The following is a 12,909-nucleotide window of genomic DNA, read 5'->3' on the forward strand; positions in this document are numbered from 1 at the left end:
GGTTAATCCTCTTGCTTCACGCCTGCACGGTTCATCAGGAACTGTGTCAACATAGGTACCGGACGGCCTGTTGCGCCTTTGTTTTTGCCGCTACGCCATGCAGTGCCAGCAATATCCAGATGCGCCCAATTGTACTTCTTGGTAAAACGAGATAGGAAACATGCCGCAGTGATAGACCCAGCCGGGCGTCCGCCAAGGTTAGTCATATCGGCAAACGGGCTTTCCAGTTGCTCTTGGTAATCATCCCAGATTGGCAGGCGCCAGGCGCGATCAGAACTTTGTTCTGAGGCGTTGAGTAATTCATGTGCCAACGGGTTATGCGAACTCATCACACCAGTTGCATGGTGCCCTAACGCAATAATGACGGCGCCGGTTAGCGTGGCAACATCAATCACCAGTTCAGGCTCAAAGCGCTCAACGTAGGTGAGAGCATCACATAGCACCAAGCGGCCTTCAGCATCGGTGTTAAGTACTTCTACCGTTTGCCCCGACATGGTAGTTAAAATGTCACCAGGGCGATAAGCTTTGCCGTCAGGCATGTTTTCACAGCCTGCCAAGACGCCAATAACGTTAAGCGGTAAATTAAGCGCAGCAATGGTATGCATAGTACCCAGCACTCCTGCCGCACCGCCCATGTCGTATTTCATTTCATCCATGCCTTCGCCGGGTTTAAGAGAGATTCCCCCCGCATCAAAGGTTAAGCCTTTCCCCACCAGCACAATAGGGGCCTGGTCAGGACGGCCGCCGCGGTGATGAATGACACTCATCAAAGATTCATTGTCGGAGCCGCGTCCTACCGCTAAATAGGCCTGCATTCCCAGTTCAGCCATCTGAGCTTCATCGACCACTTCAGCGGTCACTGAGTCATGCTCATTAGCTAACTGCTGAGCCTGCGACCATAAATAGGCTGGATTACAGATATTTGGCGGCATGTTAGCCACATCGCGGGTAACTTTCGCGCCTTTCGAAATCGCCAGCCCATGCTCAATAGCTCGCTCGCCCACAGTCAATTCACGGCGGGTAGGTACATTCAACACGATTTTCCGCAGTGGCCGGCGCGGCTCGCCTTTTTTGGTTTTTAGCTGCAAAAAGGTGTAAAGAGAATCTTGCGTAGCTTCAACTGCCTGACGGACCTTCCAGTAGGTATCCCGTCCTTTAACATGAAGTTCGGTCAGAAAGCAGACGGCTTCCATTGACCCGGTTTCGTTCAGCGTTTTAATTGTTCTGGCAATAATCTGCTTATATTGACGTTCATCCAGCTCACGTTCTTTGCCGCAACCTACCAGCAATACTCGCTCGCTTAAGACATTGGGAACATGGTGAAGCAGCAGCATTTGGCCGGGTTTACCTTCTAAATCACCCCGGCGCAGCAAATTGCTAATATAGCCTTCGCTAATCTCGTCGAGTTGCTCAGCGACAGCAGTTAAGCGTCGTGGCTCGAACACGCCCACCACGATACAGGCACTACGTTGTTTTCCCGGACTGCCACTCTTTACACTAAACTCCACAATAACACCTCGCTTTTTACTTTCTTGGATTGCATGAACACAAAATCCCGTAACGTTTTGTGCTGCTTTATGTTTTAATACGCAGCCAAACTTGCAGGTAGAACGTGTAACGCATAGTTTCCTCAACTATACTAGAGGACGCGCGTTATGCGCAGATTTCATGCAAACGGTTTGTTAATTTACAGCCAAAACTTGTAAAAACAGTAAGTTTACTCAAAATTGTGCTTTCTTTCACTATAAATCCAAATTTTCCAGTAGAGGCGAAATGCTGATATTCCGCTATTTGATAAAGGAAACTTTGAAGTCTCAGCTGGCTATCTTCTGCATATTGATGGCCATATTTATCACTCTGCGCTTCGTGCGGGTATTGGGTGATGCATCAGATGGCGATATTCCCGCCGGTCTCGTGCTTGGCTTCCTTGGTTTGTACGCTCCCATTCTCGCATCCTTGGTGCTCCCGATCAGCGCCTATCTGGGTATAATGCTAGCGCACGGGCGAATGTATGTTGATAGTGAAATGACAGTCATGCGCGCGTGTGGCATCAGTGAATGGTATATCACACGGGTGATGTTGTTGCTGTCTGTATTCATTATGATAATTACCGGCGTGATTACCCTGTATTTGGCGCCCACAGCGGCTGAGAATGAATATCACCTACGTGAGAAGGCCCGCTCTGAAGCGAGTTTTTCTGCCATTATTCCCGGCAGATTCCAACAAACCGGTAATGAAAAAGCAGTGATTTTTGTTCACGATATCAATTCCAGTGACAATACATTGCAGCGTGTGTTTTTGTCGCAACATCAAGCAGAACTCACTGAATCAAAAGTGCGGGTAGTTTATGCGCAAAGCGGCAATATCAAGAACAATCCTGATGGCACGCGAAACCTTGTTCTTAAAAAAGGCGTGCAATACGAAGGCGTGCAGACCCAAAAGAATTATCGCAAAGTGGCTTTTGATGAGTATCAAATTCAAATAGCGGATCAAGCGCCGGATCAACAACGACGGAAAGTCAGTGTGTTGCCTACCGATGAACTGTGGAATGATGATTCCATAGAGGCTCGAGCCGAATTGCAGTGGCGTATTGCTATTCCTTTATCTATTCCTTTCCTTATGCTGATTGCGGTGCCTTTAAGCGCAGTCGATCCACGGCAAGGGCGTTTCGGTAAAATGTTTCCTGCGATTCTGCTTTACCTGGGCTACTTTTTGTTATTGCTCGCCAGCCGCCGGGTACTTGAAGATGGCAAACTTCCCATTCAACTCGGGCTGTGGTGGGTGCACGGAATTATGTTGATAATTGGTATGACATTAATTGTTCGAGATCGCAAAACCGGCACCCAGCTGCGCGCGAAGCTGCTAGGGAAGAAATGATGTTTAAAATACTCGACCTTTACATTGCCCGTACCCTGCTGGGAACCGTCACCGTTACCCTTTCAGTATTAATAGGACTCAGCGCACTGATTAAGTTCGTTGAACAACTTCGAAAAGTCGGTGAAGGCGACTACGATATGATGATCGCGGCATTGTACGTGCTGCTCAGCCTGCCCCGTGATTTAGAAGAATTTTTTCCTATGGCAACGCTGCTCGGCGGCCTCATTGGCATGGGCCTGCTGGCGAGCAACAGTGAGTTGGTCGTTATGCAGGCTTCTGGCCTTAGCCGCTGGAATATTATCAACTCGGCGATGAAATCCGCTGTGGTAATGATTCTTTTTGTTATGGCTGTGGGCGAATGGGTAACGCCGCTGAGCGAAACAAAAGCCAAAGAGCTTCGCACAGAAGCTATTTCTGGCGGAAGCCTGTTTTCCTCTGACCAACTGGTATGGGCAAAAGATGGCGATCATTTTGTCAGTATTGGTCGCGTGATCACCAGAGAATCGTTGCAAGATATTAATATTTTCAGTTTCAATGCTGATCTTACACTCGATAGTATCACCTATGCCCGCCGCGGAAGCTTTGATGGCAAGGCGTGGTGGCTTAATACTGTTAGCGTAACCACCTTCTCCGAAACTGAAATCAATATTGAAAATGAACCCAGGGTGCGATGGGCTTCTACGCTTACACCGGATAAGCTAGGCATTGTTGCGGTTAAACCTGAAGCGCTTTCTATCCGCGGGCTGGTAGAATATGTTCAATATCTTGATTCCAACGATCAGGATAGTTCCCGCTACGAGCTGGCGTTATGGCGTAAAGTGCTGCAACCCGTCTCTATTGGCGTAATGTTGCTGATGGCGCTTTCGTTTATCTTCGGCCCCTTACGTAGCGTGACCATGGGAGCGCGAGTGATTATGGGAGTATTGGTCGGGTTTGGCTTCTTCATCTCCAACGAAGTGTTTGGTCCGATTAGTCTGGTATATGAACTACCGCCCTATTTAGGCGCATTGTTACCCAGCCTGATTTTCGGTGCAGTAGCAGCCTTATTGCTTCGACGATAATGCTCTTGCAAACTTTGGGGCAACTCAGAAAGCGGCCTACCAGCTCTTGTGATCGTTCGCCGCTTTTGTCAGATGTACGACTTCAGTCTTTGCCAATCTATCTTGCAATGATTGTTTATGTTTAATATCAAACAATACCAGTAATGTGCCCAACCCGCCTAAAGAAGCAAGTAGTCGAATAATTAAACGCTTCCAGGTTACCGGCTCTTCTACCGTACTGAAAATACGCAGCCTCCAGGCTCGCATGCCGATAGTTTGGCCGCCATGGCGCCAAAACCACAGAAAGAATCCCACTACCCATATCCCTACCCACACTTGAATTAATGCCTGGTAGCCGGGCGAGGATTGTATAAGTTCAGAGGGATTTTCAAAGCCACTTGAATCCAAAACCCCGTTGGACAACAAAATGACGATAGTAACAATCATAACCATCGCCGCGCACATCCCTACTGCTACTGCCACCAAAGTGTCGTACACCATGGCAAGTAAACGCCGGAAGAAACCGGCACGCCTCTCAACGCGGTTTTCTTCTTTTGTCGCGGCAACATCTTTTTTCTTCACAGCAACACTCACTCCACACTAACTGTCTTTTTGGAAACCGTATAGTTTGCCACACTAAGAGCAAACGCAAAATCACAATAATCTGCGTATTCTCGTCACTTCTGTTAATGCACAGATGCACTCCCCCCCACCCAGCATTACCTTGAATAATAAATAACCAGTTAACCTCAATAATCCCGTAGAAATAGAAAAAATACTTGTAAGCCCCTCTCACAGCGCTATAATGCGGCTCCTGTTGAGGCATATACGCGAATGATTGCGCAATGTTCTTACAGCGAAGCTTTAATAAGAAAAGTAATGCCAGTGTGATGGAATTGGTAGACATGACGGATTCAAAATCCGTTGCCTTCGGGCGTGGCGGTTCGAGTCCGCCCACTGGTACCACTCTTTGCAAGAGATTTTAGCTTCTAAACCGACTTTACCATCGGTTTTTTTGTAGCCGGAAATAACCATTATTACGGACTTGAGTCCGACTACCAGTTCGCCTTTGCCTCACTCATGTATACACGCCAGACAAACCCAATCCCGAAGCTATAAACAATATCCTTCTCGTAAAGAGGACTATCCTCGTTAGCGGATCCTTGATTGAATTGCACTGATGCCCCCCAAAAAGCCACGCAAATTTTTGACCATCGGAAATGCCAACCCAGCGGAAATTTCGGCGCCTAAATAACCACCTTTAGCATTGTAGGCTGGCCTGTAATCTGTTGCATACTCTGGCGCAAACTCGTAAAAATAATCGTGCAGCTTTTCTGTACCCCAGGTCATCCGTGCCGCAAGGCTGAGTCCGGTATCTGGGAGAAAAACGCCACGTTGTTGATACCTTATTGTCGGTTCAAGTACGTAGCCTCTGCTATTAAGTCCGCTAAAATCAGTTGAGAACACGGCTCTGGTATGCATACGGGCATTGAGCCTAGCCTTGCCGCCGCCCTCAAACTTAAAGTCTTTTATTTTACATAAAAATTGCGGGCCTACTTCGAACATGTAGTCGAGCTCCGGCATCCCTTCACGCACACTACCTTCTTCACTTTCTGCTGAAAAAGCGCCACTCACACTCACATCGACTTCAAGGTTATTCTGTTCGACAAATACGGCGCGGACACCACCTTGCCCTCCAATCCGGAATATATCGCCGCGGTATATGGCATATGGGAGTGCCAATGTAACAAGGTACCTCTCGCCGGATGCCGGGTAGTTGGGTACCTCGGCCATGCCGCCGCCAACGCCAACTTCCCAAAGAGGTTGTGTTTCATTGAGCCTTTCAAATCCGGTTAAATTACGGTTAGGAGAATCATCTGCACTAACGTCCTCGACTTCTGCCCAAGCGGTTGGACTAATGATTGCTAATGCACTGAAACACATGGTTAATGTGAATTTATTCAATAGTTAACCCTCTGAGAATGCCATCTCTAATGAGTGAATCGATAGCACAGATGGATTAATAGATCTTTATACTGGCTTATTTGTATCAGAGATTTTTGAATTAGAAACGTTGTTGATTTTAATGAGAGCAATTGAATACTAATCGCCTCTGAGGCGGTTCTTTGTCGCGGCGTTTTTTTAATTGCCCAGTAGGCCAGAACGCCGAAAGACACCTAAAACCACAGTGATGAATTCAATTGTCCGCTGGCGGATGTTTCGCATTCATGGATAAAAAATCTCTTGCCTTCAAAGACTTGCTGTCCGAGTGGTGGCCCGGCCAAAATCTGGCCTCTGGTACCTTTCTTTTCAAGTCTACAGAAGAGAGAAACATTAAGCCGACAAGAGCCGTTTTGTTGTGTCTGAACGCTACCTTATTAAGAGCACGCCCAAGGCATGGCGACCGAGTGATCATGAAAAATGCTATTGACCGGCCCCTTCAGCGTATGAAAGTGGTAATATACCGCTTAAAGCACATCAGCCAAAGCCCCCTACCACCATGAATCTGGATGATGTCAATGCGCTCCTTCAAGCGCTTTGGGGCAGGCTTTAAAAAAACCAGCCGTTGGTTGAAGTTGAACGAATGCGTTTTTTATTTGGAATTCTTATGAAGAACAACTGTAATGGGATATCCCGCCAACGCCGAATAATTCCTGAGGGCGTAACCGGTAGAATTTCTTTTCTACCGCTTCTGATTGTTCCTCAAAAGGTTTGGTCAAGACTTCCTGCATCTCTTTAATAAGTGCAAAATCCCCATCCTCTGCCTGTTGATAGGCTGGCACTACCAGCCATTCTCGCCAAATATATTTCGGGTTAACTCGCTTCATCCGTTGCGAAATGATGTCAATAGAATTGCGGTTATCAATCTGCGTGCGCCACTTTTGAAGCCACTGGTCCCATTGCAGGTTTGATTCATCTGTGGCTTTTTTATAAAAGCTTTTACTGATGCTTGTAATGTCATTGGGGATTGTCGAGAGTTCCCGAAAAAAGATGGTGTAGTCGACAGGGGTTTGCGCCATTAACTGTAAAAGCTGAACAGTGAGTTCTGAATCGTAAGCGGCAAGTCCCAGTTTGGAGGCCCACATCGTTTGCAGCTTCTCTTCCATAACGGCAGGAAAACCTGAACGTATCTCATCGAGCTGAGCTAAAGCAGTAGGATGTGATTGCAGAACAGGCTGCAATGCCGAACAGAAACTCCCGAAGTTCTTTTCAGCAGCAAATGGCTGGTTAAGGAAAGAAAAATGGCGACCACCGCCGGTCCAGGACTGATAGAAAGGATCGAAGCGTTCACAAAAACCGAACGGCCCATAGTCCAACGTAAATCCTCCCCCGGCACAATTATCACTATTAAAGTTGCCTTGGCAGTATCCCACACGAATCCAGTCAGCGACTAGTGATGTAAGCCGATCCCGAAACGCCATAGCCAATTGCAATGTTTTTTCTGCAATGGGAAGGTCTTCATTTATCTCGATTTTGTACTCTCGCTCGATTAAATGCAAAACAATCATCTCAAGCTCTTTCATTGCGCCAGGATGCGCGTTGCTGCGAGCACGACGGCCAAACAGTTCCAATTGCCCAACACGCAGAAAAGAAGGCGCAACACGTGTTGATATAGCAACGGGGTTTGACACCATAACTTCCGGATCCGCCGATTTTGACCCAGGCAAATACCATGGACGTTCAACGCTTTCCGACTCAGAAGTAAACAGGCATAGCGACCGAGAGGTAGGAACGCCAAGCGCGTGCATATGCTCTTGCGCCAGAAATTCTCTGACACTTGAGCGCAATACTGCTCTACCATCTGCACCGCGACAATAAGGGGTGCGTCCGGCCCCTTTTAGCTGCATTTCCCACCGTTTACCATTAGCAACAACTTCTAGAACGGAAATCGCGCGACCATCTCCATAACCATTGCCGGTTTGAAAAGGACATTGCTGGATGTACTCGTTACCATAAATTGAGAGCGCATACCCTGTTGCCCAACCAATGGGCCGCATTGGTTCTGGTACATGGGTAACATCACCGGAAAAAAATCGGGCAAAATCATTTGTCAGCGCGAGACTGTCATCTACCCCTAATTCGCGAAATAGCTCTTTACTATGAGCAATATATTTAGGATTGCCTATAGGCGTTGGCTTAACAGGGACATAGTGGCCTGAGAAAACCTGGCGCGGGCGGTAGTCCTCACCGGATTGAGTGGCTTCAGGATCAGGGCTGAGAGTATCCAGCAAAGAGTAATCTGCTAACTTAGCAAGATCATCAAACCTGAATATTTTTGTAGGAAAATCATTAGTTTTTAAATTAGCCATGTGCTTAAAAGGCCCTTTTGTCGCTTAGGTTCTAGCGATATTTTCGGTAAATGAGGCTTGCGCCAGGAAACGGTCGCAGCAACGTGCCGCGTTCACTTGTGTAAAGCCGTTCTATATAGCTGCAATACGAGGAAAGCTGACTGAAAGTTCTTGGTCTTTTTGTCAGCACGATGAGAGCACGGCACCAGCACAAGTATCTGGCTCTGTCAAAACAACAGTTAAAAGATGCCGATGATCGCGCCACATTAAAACAAATTATATAAGCAACGGGTTCGGGAGTTCGATTTCTTTGCATGATTCGGAATATAGAAAAGCCGGATTAGGTTTTCTTGCTAGATACCTCTATTTGGCCAAGATTAAATTTAAGCCACTAGAGTCTGTTGATCTTTGCTGTACATATTTTATTCAGCATACATCGGTAACCACATCATAATAAAAGCCAGAGATACCATCGAATGGTAGTTTCTGGCTAGTTTTTCATATCTCGTCGCAATGGCCCGATATTTTTTCACTTTCAAAAATGCATTTTCAACAAGGTGGCGATATTTGTATAGACACCAGTCCATATGCGCATTACCACGCTTTTTATTCGCCTTTCTCGGGATGTTAGATACTGTACCTGTTGCCTCAATGGTCTCTCTCAAACCATCACTGTCATACCCCTTGTCTGCCACAATTATTTCGGCTGCCGGCGAGTTGAACACTAATGACTCGGCAAAGCGTACGTCATGCGCTTGCCCACCCGATAATTCAAAATAGACAGGTAATCCTCCACTATCCACTGCTAAGTGGATTTTCGTCGAGTTCCCGCCCCGGCTTTTGCCTATCGCTTCATCATGATCACTCGCAGCACCGCACCCGTGTTGATGTGTTTTAACGATACTGCCATCGAGAAACAGCCATTGGGTATCACTGTCGCGGCTTAATATTTCAAACATATAGGCCAACACACCCTTTTTCGACCATAAATTGAATCGCCGGAAGATGGCGCTCCAATCACCAAACTCTGAGGGTAAGTCACGCCATGGAATACCTGTTCTCATACGATAAAGTATTCCTTCAAATGTCATTCTGTGTTCCGGCTTTGAATAGACTCGGCCACTCAAATACATTACGCGGGATAGCATCGCCCATTGGGCATCTGTTAACATAGTTCTCGGCATGTTGATTTCGGTATTGTTTGTTTTTGGCGAAATGGATTATACCAGTCTTCATGCCGTTTATTTTTTATACCACAAAGATCAACACGCTCTAATTTTAACATGGAAAAAATTTACACTATCTTTTCAAAATCCGTTGCCTTCGGGCGTGTAGGACCGTTAAGCCCGCTGGTGCATTCTTCTTTAAAAAGCACTTTACATCGATGGAAGTCTGTCGCTGCCCCCGTCAGTGGAACAGAAGTGCAGATGTGCCGGCGCGTCTGTTTAACGCGCCGAACGAACTTTAGGCATGCCTTGGACTTATTTTAAATTGTTGCACCACGCTTTGTAACTCCGTAGCCAATTGCGCCAATGAATTACTGGTTTCCAGAGTTTGAGAGGCCGCTTCTGTAGAAGACTTTGCGATGTCGTTGATATTAACGATATTGCAATTGATTTCTTCGGAAACGATTTTTTGTTCGTCTGCGGCACTGGCAATCATGTAATTTTTTTCACTAATGGCTGATACCGCAAGGGTAATTTGTTCAAGCGCATGACCAGCTATATCTGCTTTTTCCACGCCGCTATCTGCCAGGTGGCGGCTTTGCTGCATAATCTGTACGGCAGACCCGGTTTTTTGCTGTAAACGCTCAATGATAGTTCTAATTTGATCTGTGGAGTCATGACTCCGCGATGCCAGCGTACGCACTTCGTCGGCGACCACTGCGAAACCTCGTCCCTGTTCACCGGCTCTGGCCGCTTCGATCGCCGCATTAAGGGCAAGCAAATTAGTCTGCTCGGCAATTTCGCTAATCACCTGAAGTACCGTAGAGATGTTCGCAGCCTCATCCTTTAGCGCATTTATCTCCTGAGCCGTTTTTTCTACCTGTTGCGCTAGCTCGCGGATGCCGTTGACTGCATCATTTACCAACTGAGTCCCTTTCTTTGACTCGGTGTCTGCTTGTTTAGACGCAGCAGCGGCTTCTGAAGCCGAGTGAGAAACATCTTGTACGGTGGTTGTCATTTCATTCATTGCCGTTGCCACCGACTCGGTTTCGTGTTGCTGCCGATTGACGCCGTCACGGGTACTCGCCGTAATAACGCTCAGTTCTTCAGCGGCGCTACTTAACATGGTAGTAGACTGATACACCTCATACATTGACTCTTCAAACCGTTCAAGCATTTGATTAAGCGCTTTACCAACAGCGTTAATTTCATCTGCCCCATCATACTTATAGCGCTGAGAAAGGTCCTTATTATCACTGATATTTTGCATCAGACCGGCTAAGTATTTAACGGGCTTGGAGATGCTAAGGGATACAAAAACAATTACTATAACAATTAATATGACGGCCAACGCGCTTATTAATGTCGAGAAAAAATTGGTCGCAGCGCGGTATTCATCTATCTGTGTGGTGACCTGTTCTGATAACTCAGTCAAAATTGATTCTGTAGCATGAACCGTACGCCTTACCTCCCCAATCAATCCTTGATCGCTGGTTAATCCAAGTACATTCTGACCTTCAACAAAGGCGTGGAAGTGACGCTGATAGTCATTCATCAGGCTCGCAATTTGACTGCTAGCCAGTGCGGAAAGATTACTTTGACGCAAGGTTGTGTTGAAATCCGCAAAGGCATCATCAAAGCTCGCTTTGTATTTCATATCCTCGCGCAGCATAAAGTCCTTTTCATGGCGTCTGAGCATCAGCATGTCAGCTTCTAGCGCGGTATTCCCGAGTTGATTTACCTGATCTTCGACATTCCGTACAGCGTCTCGCAGGGTGCCGTAAATTCCTGCCTCCGGTGTCAGACCAAGCGCAATGTTCTTTGCCACAAAGACATTAAACGTTTTCTTATACTCAGCTAAAATCGCTTTTAACTGGCTGGCTTCATGTGCTCCGAAACCAGCGCGCTGTAATCCCTGTTGCAGCGTGTTTACCTCAGATACCAGCGAATCATAGTCGGCGTTAAAGTCTTCTTGATAATCAAGGTCCTGTCGCAGGAGAAAATCTTTCTCATCACGTCTGAGGGACAACATTCCATTATTGACTTTATAGATACCGACTTCGAGAAGACTAAGGTTACTCAGCTTTGCTCCTGTCACGTTCTGTAACAGTGTCATACCCACCATACCCGTAAAAACAAGCGCGCTAATTAATATAAGTTTGTTGCGAATACTAGACAAACTGATCATAAAACCTCTTCAGGAAAAACTATCTGGTGCACCCACAGCCTAAGAACCTTCGAAGCTTAGCTACTGGTGCTTATAAGACAAGTAATGACTGGCCGATTTACCACACCAGCCATTGTTTATTATCTGTTACCTATGACAAAGAGTGTATCGGAGCAGAGGGTCCACTACTTGAGCTTTTTTCCTGAATAAACTTTAATGCAACGTGCTCCAGGCAATAAAATCCTCTACCAGCAATGATATACTGTGCCTGCCATGAAACTGAAAAACAGTAAGCGGAATAAATTACTGCCTATATTGTGCGTATTCTGCTAAAAGTGACACCCGTTCTGTGCATCGAGAACAGGTTTTAGTGCTTGTAAACCCACTCAGAGTGAAGCAACCCCGCCACTTGTGATTGCCGCAAGCCTCTGGAGTGGTTCTAAGCAATGCCTTTTGCAGTATCATGCAATTGGTGTTTAGCGGCTTGAGCAAGCGCTGCTGCTAGCGTTGCGCTTGTTCTCATTGCTCGGCATCAAAAATGAACCCGGATTCAGCCAGTATTAGAGCGTTAAAACTCTTCATTGAAGCCGTCTTTAGTTTCCCGGGTGATAACGCAGTTGGAGGAAACGCTTGGGTATCAGCTATTTTAACGAAATACCCGAGCTGTGATCCCTACAGAATCGGGGCGCATGTTTATCGAATACGCCCGTTCCGCATACCACTCCTTGGCTTGCAGATTTTTATCGCAGATATTCGAAAATAAAAATCGACTTAACTCTTACTGATGAATACATTGATCCTCATACGGACGCAGCAGATATCATCATTCGTATTGGCACACTTTCAGACTCATCGTTAAGAGCAAGAGAGTTGGGAAAACAAACCTACTATTTAGCTGCATCTCCAGATTACGTAGCACAATATGGAAAGCCTCAGTCGCCTTCTGATTTGGCAACTCACCGTTGCCTTATATACAGTGGGTACTCAGGTAACAATCAATGGTATTTTAAAAGTCTCAATCAATCGTGGTATCAGCAATCATTATCTCCCTCTCTTGTTTCAAATAATGCGGAAGCCCTGCTCGTTTCTGCAATCAATGGTATGGGGATTATCCTGTTCCCCGATTGGTTAATAGGTAAGTATCTGAAGGAAGGTAAGTTGATAAGCCTGCTAGGAAAGTATGAAGTTGCCATAAAAAAAGAGCCACAAAATATCAGTGCACTTTACCCTCAGGCTCGCCACCATCGTTAAACGTTCGGTGCTTTATTGATTATTTAGTAGAAGTGTATGGTTCTCCACCCTACTGGAGATATTAGCCCGGGAGGCATGCTTTAGGAATGAAAATGCTTACTTATTGTCTAATGCCAGTT

At 46.4% G+C, this 12,909-nt stretch carries 9 protein-coding genes and 1 tRNA gene; 4 read left to right on the forward strand and 6 right to left on the reverse strand.

Annotation, left to right across the window (positions count from 1 at the left end; all coding sequences use genetic code 11):
- Positions 1 to 2: 2 nt before the first annotated feature.
- Positions 3 to 1,508, reverse strand: coding sequence for a leucyl aminopeptidase (pepA, locus tag CA267_RS04775; protein WP_075608546.1), 1,506 nt, complete (start codon positions 1,506 to 1,508; stop codon positions 3 to 5).
- A 265-nt stretch (positions 1,509 to 1,773) separates the two neighbouring features.
- Between pepA and lptF the strand changes: the two genes are divergently transcribed.
- Together lptF and lptG are read left to right on the forward strand one after the other, a co-directional pair.
- Entirely contained in the window at positions 1,774 to 2,877 is a 1,104-nt protein-coding gene (gene lptF / locus CA267_RS04780; protein ID WP_075608545.1) for an LPS export ABC transporter permease LptF, read from the forward strand.
- The gene (gene lptG, locus CA267_RS04785) at positions 2,877 to 3,938 is read left to right on the forward strand and encodes an LPS export ABC transporter permease LptG (RefSeq protein ID WP_075608544.1); all 1,062 of its coding nucleotides are present in this window, start codon (positions 2,877 to 2,879) and stop codon (positions 3,936 to 3,938) included. The genes lptF and lptG overlap by 1 nt, the downstream gene beginning before the upstream one ends.
- Positions 3,939 to 3,974: 36 nt before the next feature.
- On the opposite strand, the gene CA267_RS04790 is transcribed toward lptG, so the two are convergent.
- Complete coding sequence (locus tag CA267_RS04790; protein WP_083638529.1) at positions 3,975 to 4,418, reverse strand: RDD family protein; 444 nt, start codon at positions 4,416 to 4,418, stop codon at positions 3,975 to 3,977.
- Positions 4,419 to 4,798: 380 nt separating this feature from the next.
- On the opposite strand from CA267_RS04790, the gene CA267_RS04795 reads away from it, so the two are divergent.
- Positions 4,799 to 4,883 (forward strand) — tRNA-Leu (locus CA267_RS04795).
- A 186-nt stretch (positions 4,884 to 5,069) separates the two neighbouring features.
- Here CA267_RS04795 and CA267_RS04800 read toward each other — a convergent pair.
- The 4 genes from CA267_RS04800 to CA267_RS04815 all read right to left on the reverse strand — a co-directional run bounded on the left by CA267_RS04800 (position 5,070) and on the right by CA267_RS04815 (position 11,560).
- Positions 5,070 to 5,882, reverse strand: coding sequence for a MipA/OmpV family protein (locus tag CA267_RS04800; RefSeq protein WP_232367598.1), 813 nt, complete (start codon positions 5,880 to 5,882; stop codon positions 5,070 to 5,072).
- 641 nt (positions 5,883 to 6,523) lie between these two features.
- A complete protein-coding gene (locus tag CA267_RS04805; protein ID WP_075608542.1) occupies positions 6,524 to 8,227 on the reverse strand; it encodes a protein adenylyltransferase SelO in 1,704 nt (567 codons plus the stop codon).
- A gap of 401 nt (positions 8,228 to 8,628) precedes the next feature.
- Positions 8,629 to 9,390, reverse strand: coding sequence for an IS5 family transposase (locus CA267_RS04810; protein ID WP_075607988.1), 762 nt, complete (start codon positions 9,388 to 9,390; stop codon positions 8,629 to 8,631).
- A 280-nt stretch (positions 9,391 to 9,670) separates the two neighbouring features.
- Positions 9,671 to 11,560 (reverse strand): methyl-accepting chemotaxis protein, encoded by a 1,890-nt coding sequence (locus tag CA267_RS04815; protein WP_075608541.1) that lies wholly within the window; start codon positions 11,558 to 11,560, stop codon positions 9,671 to 9,673.
- Positions 11,561 to 12,304: 744 nt separating this feature from the next.
- Here CA267_RS04815 and CA267_RS18995 point away from each other — a divergent pair.
- Positions 12,305 to 12,790, forward strand: a complete 486-nt coding sequence (locus CA267_RS18995; RefSeq protein WP_232367626.1) for a substrate binding domain-containing protein — start codon at positions 12,305 to 12,307, stop codon at positions 12,788 to 12,790.
- Positions 12,791 to 12,909: the final 119 nt, after the last annotated feature.

The sequence above is a fragment of the Alteromonas pelagimontana genome, assembly GCF_002499975.2.
GTDB classification, from domain to species: domain Bacteria; phylum Pseudomonadota; class Gammaproteobacteria; order Enterobacterales; family Alteromonadaceae; genus Alteromonas; species Alteromonas pelagimontana.